Below are 15,536 nucleotides of genomic sequence, written 5' to 3'. Positions count from 1 at the left end.
CACCCGCCTGCCGCGCGTCCCTCCCCCGGCACGTTGCTGCCCATCGACTATGCTTAGCTGTGCAGAAAAAACGTGAAAGGGATCTCATTTAGCAGATCCACGCCATCATCTTGGACATTGGGGGAAAGCGATGAAACAGACTGTGGCCGGTTTACTGGCAAAAACACTGGAAAAAGCGGGCGTAAAACGTATCTGGGGCGTGACCGGCGACTCCCTGAACGGGCTGAACGACAGCCTTAACCGCATGGAAACCATCGAGTGGATCGGCACCCGCCATGAAGAGGTGGCCGCCTTTGCTGCCGGGGCGGAGGCGCAGCTTACCGGCGAGCTGGCGGTGTGTGCCGGCTCCTGCGGGCCTGGCAACCTTCACCTGATCAACGGCTTGTATGACTGCCAGCGCAGCCACGCGCCGGTGCTGGCGATTGCCGCGCATATCCCCTCCAGCGAGATCGGCAGCGGCTATTTCCAGGAGACCCACCCCACCGAGCTGTTCCGCGAATGCAGCCATTACTGCGAGCTGGTCAGCAACCCGGAGCAGTTGCCGCAGGTGCTGGAGATCGCGATGCGCAAGGCGATCCTCAACCGCGGCGTGTCGGTGATTGTGTTGCCGGGCGACGTGGCGCTGAAACCGGCCCCGGAAGAGGCGCGCATGGCATGGAATGCCCCGCAGGTGCCGCTGATGCTGCCGAACATTACCGAGCTGGAAACGCTGGCGGAAGTGCTGAACCGCTCGAAAAATATTACCCTGATGTGCGGCAGCGGCTGTGCCGGGGCCCATGACGAGGTGGTGCAGCTGGCAGAAACCCTGAAAGCGCCGATTGTCCACGCCATGCGCGGCAAAGAGCACCTGGAGTGGGACAACCCCTACGACGTCGGCATGACCGGGCTTATCGGCTTCTCGTCCGGCTATCAGGCGATGATGAACGCCGACACCGTGGTGCTGCTCGGCACCCAGTTCCCCTACCGCGCCTTCTACCCCACCGACGCCACCATTATCCAGATCGACATCAACCCCGGCAGCATCGGGGCGCATTGCAGCGTTGACCTGGCGCTGATGGGCGACATCCACACCACCCTGACCGCGCTGCTGCCGAAGCTGACGGTGAAAGAGGATCGCCGCTTCCTCGACAAGGCGCTGGCGCACTACCGGAGCGCGCGCAAAGATCTGGATGCGCTGGCGGTGCCGACCCCCGGCAAGCCGATCCACCCGCAATACCTGACCCAGCAGCTCAGCCGCCACGCCACGGAAGACGCCATTTTCACCTGCGACGTCGGCACCCCGACGGTGTGGGCAGCGCGCTATTTGCAGATGAACGGCAAACGCCGCCTGCTCGGCTCGTTTAACCACGGCTCCATGGCCAACGCCATGCCGCAGGCGATCGGCGCGCAGGCCACCGCCCCGGAGAAGCAGGTGATCGCGCTGTGCGGTGACGGCGGTTTCGCCATGCTGATGGGCGATTTCCTGACGCTGGCGCAGAAGAAGTTGCCGGTGAAAGTGGTAGTGTTCAATAACAGCTCGCTGGGCTTTGTGGCGATGGAGATGAAGGCCGGCGGCTACCTTACGGACGGCACCGAGCTGGAGAACCCGGATTTCGCCGGCATCGCGCAGGCGTGCGGGGTGAAGGGCATCCGCGTCACGGACGCCACGAAACTCGACGCCGCCATTGAAGAGGCGCTGGCCCACCCCGGCCCGGTGCTGCTCGACGTCATCACCGCCACGCAGGAGCTGGCGATGCCGCCGGCGATCAAGTTTGAGCAGGCCAAAGGCTTCAGCCTCTACATGCTGCGGGCGATCATCAACGGCCGCGGTGATGAGGTGATGGAACTGGCGAAAGAGAACCTGCTCCGCTGAGTCTTTCCGGACAGGGCGCGCGGCCCTGTCCTTTTCTTCCCGGTTTTTTCCTCGGTGTTGCTGCGCCATTCTGGTTATGATGGGGGCTTCCGCACGCCCGTGCCTTCAGGCCGGGCGCGTCCGTTTGCCCTCCTTTAAGAAGGAAAGTGAGTGTGATTGATCTGCGCAGCGATACCGTAACCCGCCCCACTGCCGCCATGCGGCACGTCATGGCCCAGGCTGACGTCGGTGATGACGTTTATGGTGATGATCCCTCCGTCAATGCGCTGGAAGCGCAGGTGGCTGAACGCGCCGGTAAAGCGGCGGCGCTGTTCCTGCCCACCGGCACCCAGGCCAACCTGGTGGCACTGCTCAGCCACTGCCAGCGCGGCGAGGAGTACATTGTGGGCCAGAAGGCGCACAACTACCTCTATGAGGCGGGCGGCGCGGCGGTGCTCGGCAGCATCCAGCCGCAGCCGATCGACGCCGCCGATGACGGCACCCTGCCGCTCGACAAGGTGATCGCCGCAATCAAGCCGGATGACATCCACTTCGCCCCGACCCGGCTGCTGAGCCTGGAAAACACCCACAACGGCAAGGTGCTGCCGCTGGACTATCTGCAACAGGCGTGGCAACTGACGCGGGAACGCGGGCTGGCGCTGCACATCGACGGCGCACGCATCATGAACGCCGCGGTGGCGCTGGGCGTGGAGCTGGAGGCGATCACCCGCTACTGCGACAGCTTTACCCTTTGCCTGTCGAAAGGGCTGGGCGCGCCGATGGGCTCCCTGCTCTGCGGCCCGGCGGAGTACATCGCCCGCGCCCGCCGCTGGCGCAAAATGACCGGCGGCGGGATGCGCCAGGTCGGCATCATGGCGGCGGCAGGCAGCTACGCGATGGAACACCACGTGGCGCGGTTGCAGGAAGACCACGACAACGCGCGCTGGCTTGAGCAGCAGCTGCGCGATCTGGGGGTGGAGATTGTCGCACCGGGCGCGCAGACCAACATTCTGTTTATCCAGCTGAACGCCGCCCGCGCCGCCGCACTCGGCCCCTGGATGCGCGGGCGCGGGGTGCTGCTCAACGCCGGGCCGGTGACGCGGCTGATCACCCACCTGGATGTTACGCGCGAACAGCTTGCGCAGGTCGTGGCCTTCTTTAAAACCTTCCTGGCAGAACACGCCTGACCGGTTGCCGCTGCCCCCGGCGGCGGCTTTTCCCCCTTTTGCTATACTCACCTCCCATAACAGGCAGGGTCTTTCCCTTTTTTCGCTGATAACAGGGGATGGCGCGGCTTACTTTTCAGCCGGTTGCGCGCCTTTCATCACGGCGCCCCGCTATTGGGATTGCCTGCCGCACATTTTCCAGAAAGAATGGCACCCTCTTTGCTGTGAGGACAGGCGTCCCGCGCATAACGGGTTTGGTGGGATGTTTATTTATGACGTTTTTGGTAACCGGGGCGACCAGCGGTCTGGGCAGAAATGCGGTGGAGTTCCTGTTGCGGCAGGGGCTTCCGGTGCGGGCGGCGGGCAGCCATGCGGCGATTGGTGCCCTGCTGGCAAAACGCGGCGCGCAATTTATTCCGGCAGACATGAACAACCTGGTCTCTTCCCAGGCACGGGCGATGCTGACCGAGGTCGACACGCTGTGGCACTGCTCCGGCTTCTCCGCCCCCTGGGGGGCGGAAGAGGCGTTTGAGCTGGCGAATGTGCGGGCGACCCGCCGCCTGGGCGAGTGGGCCGCGGCCTATGGCGTGCGTAACTTCGTGCACATCTCCACGCCGGCGATCTATTTTGATTTCCATCACCACCGCGACATTGGGGAGGATTTCCGCCCGCAGCGCTTTGCCAATGCCTTTGCGCGCAGCAAGGCGGCCGCCGAAGAGGTGATCCAGCATCTGGCGCAGGCCAACCCGCAGACCCATTTCACCATCCTGCGGCCGCAGGGGATGTTCGGCGCGCACGACAACGTGCTGCTGCCGCGCCTGTTGCAGATGATCCGCCACGGCTCGCTGCTGCTGCCGCGCGGCGGCGATGCGCTGGTGGACATGACCTACGTGGAGAATGTGGTGCATGCGATGTGGCTGGCCACGGAAAACAGCAGCACGCTGTCCGGCCGCGCCTACAACATCACCAACCAGCAGCCGCGCCCGCTGCGTACCATCGTGCAGCACCTGATGGGCTGCCTGGGGATGCCGTGCAAAATCCGTTCGGTGCCCTACACCCTGCTGGATATGTTGGCGCGCGGCATGGAGCGGCTGAGCGCCGGTAACCATAAAGAGCCGGCGCTGACCCACTACAGCGTCGCCAAGCTCAACTTTGACCTGACGCTGGACACCCGCCGCGCCCAGGAGGAGCTGGGCTACCGCCCGCTGGTGTCGCTGGATGAGGGCATCCTGCGCACCGCCAACTGGCTGCGCGAGCACGGCAAACTCTGCGGCCTGCAGGCCTCCGGCAAATAGCGCTGATTATCGCCCGGGCGGGTACTGCGCCAGCAGCGCCCGGGCAATCGCCTCACTCTCCGCATCCGGCAGCCCGCGATAGTCAGCCGGGCGGAAATGCATCTGGAACGCGGCAATCACCCGCCGCTGCGCCTCGCTGTCCATCCCTTCCGTCACCGGGTAACCGTACGCCGCCAGCAACGCCAGCAGGCGCGCTGTGGGCACCGGCTGCTGCGGCGGCCGCCCCTGTAAAAAAGCGGCCACGCGCGCCGCTTCCGGCCAGGCACCGATGCCCTCAGCCGCCAGCGCCTGCCAGGGGAACAGGGGGCCGGGGTCCTGTTTGCGCTGCGGCGCGATGTCCGCATGGCCCACCACATTCTGCGGGGCGATCCCGTAGCGCTGCACAATCTGCCCCGCCAGCACCGACAGCGCCGCAATCTGCGCAGGCGGAAAGCGGAACCAGCGCTGCCCCAGCAGCCGCGGCTCGAAGCCGGGGTTCTCCAGCTCAATGCCGATGGAGGTGTCATTCAGGTTGGTACGGTCGCCCCAGCCACTGGCCCCGGCGTGCCAGGCACGCGCCTGTTCCGGCACCAGCTGCCAGACCACCGGCTTGCCGCCACGCTGCGGCGGCGAGGCCGGGATCAGGTAGTGGGCGCTGACGTGCTCCTCGGTCAGGGTCGCCAGCGCGGTGGGGAAATCCCCGGCGGTGTAGTGGATCACCAGAAACCGGACGCGCTGATCCGCCCCGCGCGCCGGGGCGGAGCGCTCCAGCCACAGCGCGCCGTCAGCGGCCGGGCCGGGCGGCACCGGCTGTTGGCAGGCGGCCAGCCAGAGCAGCGGCAGCAGACACAGCCAGCGCCGCATCACGCGCCGCGCGCCACCTTCACCGCCGTGCCGGTCACGCTCACCATTAACATGCTGCTGTCTTTGCCCACGGTTTCGTAGTCGATGTCGATGCCGACCACGGCATTGGCCCCCAGCTCTTTCGCCTGCTGCTCCAGCTCACGGAAGGCGATCTGGCGTGCCTTGCGCAGCTCTTTCTCGTATGCACCGGAGCGGCCGCCCACGATGTCCCGCACACCGGCAAAAAAATCCCGGAAGATATTGGCGCCCAGAATCGCCTCGCCGGTCACGACGCCGCTGTATTCAGTGATGGTAAAGCCTTCAAGCGAGGGGGTGGTTGAGAATTGCATCATGCACTCCTTAAGCAGGGGAAGCGGCAGGTGCCCGGCACGACGGCCAGAAACCATGCAGCGGTGAAAATCCTATTTATACTAAGCTAAAGAGTTCATGGCAGAAACGTTCAATAAGGTAATGAGATGAAAAATAACGTAATCGCAGCAGTGTTGCCGCTGGCCCTGTTACTGAGCGCCTGCACCACCCCGGTTGAACCCGCTTTCGCGCCGCAGGACAACGGCAGCCACGCCACCGCCTGCGTGGAAGGCGGCCCGGACACGGTGGCCCAGAAATTCTATGAAACCCGCATTCAGCAGCGCAGCAACGGCATCCCGGCGGCCTCCACGCTGGCAACTTACCGCCCCTACCTGAGCGATGCGCTCTACACCGCGCTGCGGGAGGCCGGCCAGGGCAAACGAGTGGATGTGGCCGCCACGCCGAATGAAAACACCGGCTACGCCGACGGCGATCTCTTCTCCAGCCTGTTTGACGGCCCGACCAATGCCGCTGTCGCGACCGCCTCCACCATCCCGAACCGCGATGCCCGCAACATCCCGCTGCGCGTTAACCTGATTAACCAGAAACCGGGCAGCGACACCGCGACTCAGTGGCAGGATGAGATCCTGATGGTGCGCGAGGGGCAGTGCTGGGTGGTGGATGACATCCGCTACCTGGGGCCGTGGGAATTTGCCTCCAGCGGCACCCTGCGCCAGGTGCTGGAGAACCGCTGAAGCCTGCGCCCTGCCTGCTTTGCGGGTAATTGGTTGATTTTGCGCGGCATCGCCAAATGGCGCTCACATTTCGCACAAAACAAGCAATTTCTCTATCCCGCATGGTCGCAGGGCGACAAATGCCCCCGGGTCTCAGACAAGGCCGCATCTTGTGCTGCCTCTCCCCGGCTTCCGGGGTGATAAATAAATTTTAACGCACAATGATTGCATAACTATTCTGCGGAAGTTAACATTTGCGGCATCAATTGCTATTCAGATTCAGCGCATGAGTATTCAACTTAACGGCATTAACTGCTTTTACGGCGCGCATCAGGCGCTGTTCGACATCACGCTCTCGTGCCCGGCCGGGGAGACGCTGGTGCTGCTCGGGCCGAGCGGTGCCGGGAAGAGTTCGCTGCTGCGGGTGCTTAACCTGCTGGAGATGCCGCGCAACGGCCAGCTCCAGATCGCCGGCAACCAGTTTGATTTCGCCCGTGCGCCGGGCGAAAAGGCGATCCGCGATCTGCGCCAGAACGTCGGCATGGTGTTCCAGCAATATAATCTCTGGCCGCACCTGACGGTGGTCCAGAACCTGATTGAAGCGCCCTGCCGGGTGCTGGGGCTGAGCAAAGCGGACGCCCTGGCGCGCGCGCAGAAGCTGCTCGACCGCCTGCGGCTGACGGAGTTCGCCGACCGCTTCCCGCTGCACCTCTCCGGCGGCCAGCAGCAGCGCGTGGCGATCGCCCGGGCGCTGATGATGGAGCCGCAGGTGCTGCTGTTTGACGAGCCGACCGCGGCCCTTGACCCGGCGATCACCGCGCAGGTCGTCAATATCATCCGCGAGCTGGCCGGTACCGGCATCACGCAGGTGATCGTTACCCACGAGGTGGAAGTGGCACGCAAGACCGCCAGCCGCGTGGTGTATATGGAAAATGGCCGCATCGTGGAACAGGGTGATGCCAGCCGCTTTACACAGCCGCAAACCAGCGCGTTTGCCAGTTATCTTTCCCATTAGGATTGTCCGGAGTTTGCCATGAAAAACGTCTTATTTGCCGCGGTCCTCGCGGGCCTCAGCTTCTCGGCTGCCGCCGCAGACAACATCCGCTTCGCCACGGAAGCCTCCTACCCGCCGTTTGAGTTCATGGATGCCAACAACACCATGCAGGGGTTTGATATCGATCTGGCGAAAGCGCTCTGTCAGGAGATGCAGGCAAACTGCACTTTCACCAACCAGGCGTTTGACAGCCTGATCCCAAGCCTGAAATTCCGCCGGTTTGACGCGGTGATCTCCGGCATGGACATCACGCCCGAGCGGCTGAAGCAGGTGGCATTCACCAAGCCTTACTATGACAACTCTGCATTATTCATCGCCCAGAAGGGCAAGTTTACCGACCTCGCCTCCCTGAAAGGGAAACGCGTAGGTATGCAGAACGGCTCCACCCACCAGAAATACCTGACCGAGAAACACCCGGAGATCACCCCGGTGCCGTATGACAGCTACCAGAACGCGGTGCTGGACCTGAAAAACGGCCGCCTGGACGCGGTATTCGGTGACACGGCGGTGGTGAACGAGTGGCTGAAGCAGAGCCCGGCCCTCAGCGCTGTCGGTGACAAGGTCACGGATGCGGCCTACTTCGGCACCGGGCTGGGCATCGCCGTGCGCCAGCAGAACAGCGAGTTGCTGACCAAACTGGATGCCGCCCTGGCGAAAGTGAAACAGGACGGCACCTACCAGACCCTCTACCAGAAATGGTTCAAGCAGTAATCTGCCGCGATGACTGAACTCCAACCGTTACTCAGTGCCGCCGGGATGACCGTCGGCCTGGCACTTTGCGCACTGCTGCTCGGGCTGGCGCTGGCGATGCTGTTCGCCGTGTGGGAATCGGCCCGCTGGCGTGCGGTCAGCTGGCTCGGCACCGGGCTGGTGACGCTGCTGCGCGGTCTGCCGGAGATCCTGGTGGTGCTGTTTATCTACTTCGGCTCCTCCCAGCTGCTGCTGATGCTCTCCGACGGCTTCACGCTCAATTTCCTGCTGTTCCGGCTGCCGGTACAGCTGCCGATTGAGAACTTCGAGGTCAGCCCGTTCCTGTGCGGCGTGGTGGCGCTGGCGCTGCTCTATGCCGCCTACGCCTCGCAGACGCTGCGCGGCGCGCTGAAGGCAGTGCCGCACGGCCAGCGGGAGTCGGGCCAGGCGCTCGGCATGAGCAAGTCCGCCATCTTCTTCCGGCTGGTGATGCCGCAGATGTGGCGGCACGCGCTGCCCGGCCTCGGCAACCAGTGGCTGGTGCTGCTTAAGGATACGGCGCTGGTGTCGCTGATCAGCGTCAATGACCTGATGTTGCAGACCAAAAGCATCGCCACCCGTACCCAGGAGCCGTTTAACTGGTACCTGATCGCCGCGGCGATCTATCTGATTGTGACCCTGTTCAGCCAGTTTATCCTGCGGCGCATTGAACAACGCACCACCCGTTTTGAGCAGAGGCCGCAATAATGCTGGAGTATTTACCTGAGATCCTGAAGGGCCTGCACACCAGCCTGACGCTCACGGTGGCATCCCTGATCGCCGCGCTGGTGCTCTCGTTGCTGTTTACCCTGGTGCTCTCCCTGAAAACCACGGTGCTCAGCCCGCTGGTGCGGGTCTACATCACGCTGTTCACCGGCACGCCGCTGCTGGTGCAGATTTTCCTGATCTACTACGGGCCGGGGCAGTTCCCGGCCATCCAGCACTATCCGTGGCTCTGGAACCTGCTCTCCCAGCCGTGGCTCTGCGCGGTGCTGGCGCTGTCGCTGAACAGCGCCGCCTACACCACCCAGCTGTTTTACGGCGCGGTGCGGGCGATTGGGCCGGGGCAGTGGCAATCCTGCGAGGCGCTGGGCATGTCGAAGATGCAGTCACTGCGGGTGCTGCTGCCGTTCGCCTTTAAACGCGCCCTCTCCTCCTACTCCAACGAGGTGGTGCTGGTATTCAAGAGCACCTCGCTGGCCTACACCATCACGCTGATGGAGGTGATGGGCCACAGCCAGCTGCTCTACGGCCGCACCTATGATGTGATGGTGTTCGGCGCGGCGGGGATCGTTTACCTCTGCGTCAACGGCCTGTTGACGCTGCTGATGCGGCTGATAGAACGCCGCGCGCTGCGGTTCGAACAGCGAGGCTGATGACTGAGGGGCGACGGGTTCGCCCCTTTTTCTTTTCCTTTCCCCGCTTCCCTGTGCTGGCCGCTGCACAAAACCCCGCCAGTCGATTACTTTTTTAAGCAAATTTATTGCATAAAAATTCATTTGATGTCAGCGTAAGTGCTCTCCCGGCAGGGGTGGCCCGGCGCGTTCCGCCTCTCCCCAGGTGCAGGGACCCCAATACACAACAATAAGGAGTGCCACCATGAAAAAACTGCTGCTTGCTGCTCTGCTCTCCGGCGTGGCGTTTACCGCCGGCGCGGCGGACACCATCCGTTTTGCTGCCTCTGCGACCTACCCGCCTTTCGAATCCATGGATGCCAACAACCAGATTGTCGGCTTTGACATCGACCTGGCGAATGCGCTGTGCAAACAGCTTCAGGCCACCTGTACCTTCACCAACCAGGCGTTTGACAGCCTGATCCCGGCGCTGAAATTCAAGCGTTTTGACGCGGTGATCTCCGGCATGGACATCACCCCCGAGCGCCAGAAGCAGGTGGCGTTCACCCAGCCTTACTACGCCAACTCCGCGGTGGTGATTGCGCCGAAGGGCAAATATGCGTCAATGGCCGATCTCAAAGGCAAACGCATCGGCATGGAGAACGGCACCACGCACCAGAAATACCTGCAGGAGAAGCACCCGGAGATCACCACCGTGGCCTATGACAGCTACCAGAATGCGATCCTTGACCTGAAAAACGGCCGCCTGGACGGGGTCTTCGGTGACACGGCAGTGGTGAATGAGTGGCTGAAGAGCAACCCGAACCTGGCGGCAGTGGGTGAGCACGTCACTGACCCGCAATACTTCGGCATCGGCCTCGGCATTGCGGTGCGCCCGGACAACACCGCCCTGCTGGAAAAACTGAACGGCGCGCTGGCCGCCATCAAAGCAGACGGCACCTACAAAACCATCAACGACAAGTGGTTCCCGCAGTGATGCCCGCTCCCCCGCCCCGGCGGGGGAACATCCTTCTGACTCCCCTCCTCCTGATGCCGCCCCCTTGTACGGGCTGAAGTTGCGTCACATCTCTCATTTTCATGTTTTGATTACATGAATTTCACCAACAATGTGACATTCATCACATTGCAATCCTTTGCGGCTCCCTATATTGGTCAACCGAACTTTGTCATGAGATGGACTGACTATGCACGCACGATTTCATACCGCCTTTTCTGCGCTCTCCATAGAGCTTGCCACGGCCCTTGAGCCGCTGCTGCGCCATGATGATTTCCCGGCGTTCCTGACCGCCGCCGAGGTGGCCAAACTGGAACAGGAGAGCGGTATGGAGGCGGACGCGCTGGCCTTTGCGCTGTTGCCGCTGGCCGCTGCCTGCGCGCTGACGCCGGTGTCCCACTTTCTGGTCGGGGCGATTGCCCGCGGCATCAGCGGCAACTGGTACTTCGGGGCCAATATGGAGTTCGCCGGGGTGCCGTTACAGCAGACGGTGCACGCCGAGCAGTCGGCGGTTTCCCATGCCTGGCTGCGCGGTGAGCGGCGGCTGACCGCCATCACCGTGAACTACACGCCGTGCGGCCACTGCCGCCAGTTTATGAACGAGCTGAACAGCGGCACCGATCTGACCATCCATCTGCCCGGCCGTGCCGCGGCCCGGCTCGGCCACTACCTGCCGGATGCCTTCGGCCCGCAGGATCTGGAGATCACCACCCTGCTGATGGATCAGGTGGACCACGGTTACGAAGCGGACGGCGACGTGCTGGTGAAATATGCGCTGACGGCCATCAACCAGAGCCACGCGCCTTACAGCCAGTCCCACAGCGGCATTGCGCTGGAGGGCAGCGACGGGCGCATCTTCCCCGGCCGCTATGCGGAGAATGCCGCCTTCAACCCGAGCCTGCCGCCGTTGCAGGCTGCGCTGAACCTGATGAACCTGTCCGGCGGTGACTGCAACGCCATCAGCCGCGCGGTGCTGATTGAGCGCCGCGACGCGCTGCTGACCCAGGCAGACGCCACCCGCGCCACCCTGGCCGCACTCGGCTGCACCGATCTCACCGTGCTCACGGTGTGAGGCCCTGCCCGGCCGTTTGCGGCCGGGCGTGTCCCTTTTTCTGCCTGCCCTTTCCTGCCTGCCCGTTTCCCGCCCGCCCCGGTTTTTCCCCTGCCCGGCTGCATTTTTTCGTTAAGATCTCTTTCGTTATGTAAGTTAGCGCGCGCTTTACCGGCTTTTTGTCATAGGCCGATAACAATTGCTGTACATATCAGCATTATCTTTTAGGATCAGCGCTGAAAATTCCTTACCTCAGACCGTGAAGAGTAGATCAATGGAACTTGAATACGAGAGCAAACGCCCCCTTTACATCCCTTATGCCGGCCCGATTCTGCTTGAATTCCCGCTGCTGAACAAAGGCAGTGCCTTTACCGAGGACGAGCGCACCCATTTCAACCTGCATGGTCTGTTGCCGGAAGCGGTAGAAACCATTGAGGAGCAGGCGGAGCGCGCCTGGCGTCAGTTCCAGGATTTCAAGACCGATATTGATAAGCACATCTACCTGCGCAATATCCAGGACACCAACGAAACCCTGTTCTACCGCCTGCTGGATGCCCACCTCAGCGAGATGATGCCGATCATCTACACCCCGACCGTGGGCCAGGCCTGTGAGCACTTCTCCGACATCTACCGCCGGGCGCGCGGGATCTTCCTCTCCTACCCGAACCGCGACCACATCGACGACATGCTGCAAAACGCCACCAAGCAGAATGTGAAGGTGATCGTGGTCACCGACGGCGAACGCATCCTCGGCCTGGGCGACCAGGGCATCGGCGGCATGGGCATCCCGATCGGTAAGCTCTCCCTCTACACCGCCTGCGGCGGCATCAGCCCGGCCTACACCCTGCCGGTGGTGCTGGATGTCGGCACCAACAACCCGCAGCGCCTGAATGACCCGCTCTACATGGGCTGGCGTCACCCGCGCATCACTGGTGAAGAGTACAGCGAGTTTGTGGACATGTTCATCCAGGCGGTGAAACGCCGCTGGCCGAATGTGCTGTTGCAGTTTGAGGACTTCGCGCAGGCCAACGCCACCCCGCTGCTCAACCGCTACCGCGATGAGATCTGCTGCTTCAATGATGACATCCAGGGCACCGCCGCCGTGACCCTCGGCTCCCTGATCGCCGCCAGCCGCGCCGCCGGTTGCCGCCTGCGTGACCAGACCGTGGCCTTCCTCGGTGCCGGGTCGGCCGGGTGCGGCATCGCCGAGCAGATCATCGCCCAGATGAAATCGGAAGGGCTGAGTGAAGAGGAGGCGCGCGCCAAAGTCTTTATGATCGACCGCTTCGGCCTGTTGACCGACAAGCTGCCGAACCTGCTGGAGTTCCAGGCCAGACTGATCCAGAAGAGCGACGACCTGGCCGCGTGGGACGTTAACAGCGATGCCATCTCCCTGCTGGATGTAGTGCGCAACGCCAAACCGACCATCCTGATTGGCGTCTCCGGCCAGCCGGGGCTGTTCACGGAAGAGATCATCCGCGAGATGCACCGCCACTGCGCGCGCCCGATCGTGATGCCGCTCTCCAACCCGACCTCCCGCGTGGAAGCGCGCCCGGAAGATATCCTGAAATGGACGGACGGCGCGGCGCTGGTTGCCACCGGCAGCCCGTTTGCGCCGGTGCACTACAAAGATCAGGTCTACCCGATCGCCCAGTGCAACAACTCCTACATCTTCCCCGGCATCGGGCTGGGCGTGCTCGCCTCCGGTGCCACCCGCGTCACGGACAGCATGCTGATGGCCGCCAGCCGGGCGCTGGCAGACTGCTCGCCGCTGGCGACAGAAGGGGAAGGCTCGCTGCTGCCGGACGTCAATGACATCCAGGGCGTCTCCAAAGTGATCGCGATGGAAGTGGGCAAGGCGGCGCAGCTGCACGGCGTGGCGATTGTCACCTCCGAGGATGCGCTGTCGAAAGCGATTGAGCACAACTTCTGGCAACCGCAGTACCGCAGCTACAAACGCACCTCGTTCTAAGCGCATTTCCGGAAAGTACAGCACACCGGGCAAGGGTTTCCCCCTTGCCTTTTTTATGCCCGTTCCCTGCCCAAGCTGATGAAAAACCCAGCGAAACATGCCCGGAAACGGGACATGCCTTGCGTCAGGCAAACAGGTAAAGTAGCCTTGGAACCCCTACCCTTCCTCATCCCTGAAAGGCAAAACCATGTGGAAACGCCTGATAGCCAGCTTTTTACTCATCGTGACGGCGATGGGCGCGGCGGCTATTGCGCTGGATCGCTGGGTGAGCTGGAAAACCGCAGACTTCATCTATGAAGATGTGCAGGCGCTGCCGCACCGGCAGGTCGGCGTGGTGCTGGGTACTGCCAAGTACTACCGCACCGGCGTGATTAACCAGTACTACCTCTACCGCATCCAGGGCGCAATCAACGCCTATAACAGCGGCAAAGTGAAATACCTGCTGCTGAGCGGTGACAATGCCCTGCAAAGCTACAACGAACCGATGACCATGCGCCGCGACCTGATGGCCGCCGGCATCCCCGCCAGCGACATCGTGCTCGACTACGCCGGGTTCCGCACGCTGGACTCGATTGTCCGCACCCGCAAGGTGTTCGACACCAACGACTTTATTGTGATTACCCAGCGCTTCCACTGTGAGCGCGCACTGTTTATCGCGCTGCATATGGGGATTCAGGCGCAGTGCTACGCGGTGCCGTCGCCGAAAAACATGCTCACGGTGCGGGTGCGCGAGATTTTCGCCCGCCTCGGCGCCCTTAGCGATCTCTACCTGCTCAAGCGCGAGCCGCGTTTCCTTGGCCCGCTGATCCCGATCCCGGCGGTGCACGCCATCCCGGACGATGCACAGGGCTACCCGGCCGTCACGCCGGAACAGTTGCTGGCGCTGCAACAGCGGCTGGCGCGGGAGCGCCAACAGGAGCAGGAGAAGCAGCAGGCGCTGGAACAGGCGAAACAGCAGCGTGAGGCGGAGCAGAAGCAGGCTGAGGAGAAAGCGGCGCAAGAGAAAGCCGCCCAGGAGAAAGCGGAACAGGAGAAGGCCGCCCAGGCCGCTGACGCCCCGCCGCCGCACCCCGGCCACCTGTTGCCGCCGCCGGATGTCGTGCCGCCGGGGCCATGACGCGCGGGCGGTGCCGGGCAGCCATAAAAAAGGGCGACATCTCTGTCGCCCTTTTTGCATGTGTGTGTCTTTGCCGGTTGGCTATTTTTTCTTGGCGTATTTCAGCGAGTCCAGGGCCACGGCGAAGATGATGATGCCGCCCTTGATAATGTACTGCCAGTAGGGGTTCACGCCGATGTAAGTCAGGCCGTAGTTGATGACGGTGAAGATGATCACCCCGGTCACCACCCCGGCCACTGTGCCCACACCCCCGGCGAACGACACGCCGCCCACCACGCAGGCTGCAATCGCATCCAGCTCATACATAAAGCCGAGGTTGTTGGTGGCGCTGCCGATACGGCCCGCTTCCAGCAGCCCGCCGAAGGCGTAGAACACGCCGGAGAGGGCGTAGATCATGATCAGGTTAAGCGGCACGTTCACGCCGGAGACTTTGGCCGCTTCCGGGTTACCGCCGATGGCGAAGATGTTTTTGCCGAAGCGGGTTTTGTTCCACAGCACCCAGACAAAGGCGATGGCGATCACCGCATAGAAGGTGATGTAGGAGAGCTTGAAGCCGCCGAGGCGGATAAAGCCCTGCGCAAAGGTCGAGAACCCGGCATCGAAACCGGCAATCGGCGAGGCCCCCACGAAGTCGTAATAGAGGGAGTTGATGCCGTAAACGATGATCATGGTGCCGAGGGTGGTAATAAACGGCGTCACGTTGAGGTAGGCGATGATGATGCCGTTAAGCAGGCCAATCAGCGCGCCCACCACACACACCGTCAGGATCACCAGCGGAATTGGGATGGTGTCGATGTTCGGGAACACCTTGTTGACGTTGTCCATCGCCTGCAACATGGTGGCGGCCACCACCGCCGCCAGACCCACCTGGCGACCGGCCGAGAGGTCGGTGCCCTGGGTCACAATCAGCCCCGCGACGCCCAGCGCGATAATAATACGCACTGACGACTGGGTCAGGATGTTACTCAGGTTCATCAGGCTTAAAAAGGTCGGGTCCTGGAAGATAATAATTGCCAGCAGCACCAGCAATACCACATAAATCCCGCCCTCTTTAAGATAAGTGAGCATACTTTTCTTATTTAACGCATTCATAATAAGAACCTTCAA

General features: G+C 62.6%; 15 protein-coding genes. 12 read left to right on the top strand and 3 right to left on the bottom strand.

Features of this window, described 5'->3' with window-relative positions:
* The first annotated feature begins 130 nt into the window (after positions 1 to 130).
* The 3 genes from poxB (at position 131) to CYR32_RS00450 (ending at position 4,292) form a co-directional block, all read left to right on the top strand.
* The gene (gene poxB / locus CYR32_RS00460) at positions 131 to 1,852 is read left to right on the top strand and encodes a ubiquinone-dependent pyruvate dehydrogenase (protein WP_101821478.1); all 1,722 of its coding nucleotides are present in this window, start codon (positions 131 to 133) and stop codon (positions 1,850 to 1,852) included.
* A 152-nt stretch (positions 1,853 to 2,004) separates the two neighbouring features.
* Positions 2,005 to 3,018, top strand: a complete 1,014-nt coding sequence (gene ltaE / locus CYR32_RS00455; protein ID WP_101821476.1) for a low-specificity L-threonine aldolase — start codon at positions 2,005 to 2,007, stop codon at positions 3,016 to 3,018.
* Between the two features lie 251 nt (positions 3,019 to 3,269).
* A complete protein-coding gene (locus CYR32_RS00450; protein ID WP_101821474.1) occupies positions 3,270 to 4,292 on the top strand; it encodes an NAD-dependent epimerase/dehydratase family protein in 1,023 nt (340 codons plus the stop codon).
* A gap of 6 nt (positions 4,293 to 4,298) precedes the next feature.
* Here CYR32_RS00450 and CYR32_RS00445 read toward each other — a convergent pair whose 3' ends face one another.
* Together CYR32_RS00445 and CYR32_RS00440 are read right to left on the bottom strand one after the other, a co-directional pair.
* The gene (locus tag CYR32_RS00445; protein ID WP_101821472.1) at positions 4,299 to 5,135 is read right to left on the bottom strand and encodes an N-acetylmuramoyl-L-alanine amidase; all 837 of its coding nucleotides are present in this window, start codon (positions 5,133 to 5,135) and stop codon (positions 4,299 to 4,301) included.
* Positions 5,135 to 5,464, bottom strand: coding sequence for a heavy metal-binding domain-containing protein (locus CYR32_RS00440; protein ID WP_072925881.1), 330 nt, complete (start codon positions 5,462 to 5,464; stop codon positions 5,135 to 5,137). The genes CYR32_RS00445 and CYR32_RS00440 overlap by 1 nt, the downstream gene beginning before the upstream one ends.
* Before the next feature lie 126 nt (positions 5,465 to 5,590).
* Between CYR32_RS00440 and CYR32_RS00435 the strand changes: the two genes are divergently transcribed.
* The 9 genes from CYR32_RS00435 (at position 5,591) to sanA (ending at position 14,429) form a co-directional block, all read left to right on the top strand.
* Positions 5,591 to 6,178 (top strand): lipoprotein, encoded by a 588-nt coding sequence (locus CYR32_RS00435; protein WP_101821470.1) that lies wholly within the window; start codon positions 5,591 to 5,593, stop codon positions 6,176 to 6,178.
* 265 nt (positions 6,179 to 6,443) lie between these two features.
* Complete coding sequence (gene artP, locus CYR32_RS00430) at positions 6,444 to 7,172, top strand: arginine ABC transporter ATP-binding protein ArtP (protein WP_101821468.1); 729 nt, start codon at positions 6,444 to 6,446, stop codon at positions 7,170 to 7,172.
* Between the two features lie 18 nt (positions 7,173 to 7,190).
* A complete protein-coding gene (gene artJ, locus CYR32_RS00425; RefSeq protein WP_101821466.1) occupies positions 7,191 to 7,922 on the top strand; it encodes an arginine ABC transporter substrate-binding protein in 732 nt (243 codons plus the stop codon).
* 9 nt (positions 7,923 to 7,931) lie between these two features.
* Positions 7,932 to 8,648 carry an arginine ABC transporter permease ArtQ gene (artQ, locus tag CYR32_RS00420; protein ID WP_101821464.1) on the top strand — a complete coding sequence of 239 codons (717 nt, stop codon included), beginning with the start codon at positions 7,932 to 7,934 and terminating at the stop codon, positions 8,646 to 8,648.
* Positions 8,648 to 9,316, top strand: a complete 669-nt coding sequence (gene artM / locus CYR32_RS00415; protein ID WP_101821462.1) for an arginine ABC transporter permease ArtM — start codon at positions 8,648 to 8,650, stop codon at positions 9,314 to 9,316. Before artQ ends, artM begins: the two co-directional genes overlap by 1 nt.
* Before the next feature lie 223 nt (positions 9,317 to 9,539).
* Entirely contained in the window at positions 9,540 to 10,271 is a 732-nt protein-coding gene (locus tag CYR32_RS00410; RefSeq protein ID WP_101821460.1) for an arginine ABC transporter substrate-binding protein, read from the top strand.
* 208 nt (positions 10,272 to 10,479) lie between these two features.
* Positions 10,480 to 11,361: a cytidine deaminase gene (gene cdd / locus CYR32_RS00405; protein ID WP_101821457.1), complete on the top strand. Its 882-nt coding sequence runs from the start codon at positions 10,480 to 10,482 to the stop codon at positions 11,359 to 11,361.
* 253 nt (positions 11,362 to 11,614) lie between these two features.
* Entirely contained in the window at positions 11,615 to 13,312 is a 1,698-nt protein-coding gene (locus CYR32_RS00400) for an NAD-dependent malic enzyme (protein ID WP_101821455.1), read from the top strand.
* A 187-nt stretch (positions 13,313 to 13,499) separates the two neighbouring features.
* Positions 13,500 to 14,429 carry an outer membrane permeability protein SanA gene (gene sanA / locus CYR32_RS00395; RefSeq protein WP_101821452.1) on the top strand — a complete coding sequence of 310 codons (930 nt, stop codon included), beginning with the start codon at positions 13,500 to 13,502 and terminating at the stop codon, positions 14,427 to 14,429.
* An 81-nt stretch (positions 14,430 to 14,510) separates the two neighbouring features.
* Here the strand turns inward: sanA and mglC are convergent, their stop codons facing one another.
* Positions 14,511 to 15,521: a galactose/methyl galactoside ABC transporter permease MglC gene (mglC, locus tag CYR32_RS00390; protein ID WP_101821450.1), complete on the bottom strand. Its 1,011-nt coding sequence runs from the start codon at positions 15,519 to 15,521 to the stop codon at positions 14,511 to 14,513.
* Positions 15,522 to 15,536: the final 15 nt, after the last annotated feature.

It is taken from the genome of Chimaeribacter coloradensis (genome assembly GCF_002858715.1).
Classification (GTDB): domain Bacteria; phylum Pseudomonadota; class Gammaproteobacteria; order Enterobacterales; family Enterobacteriaceae; genus Chimaeribacter; species Chimaeribacter coloradensis.
This window is presented reverse-complemented; position numbering and strand designations above follow the sequence as displayed.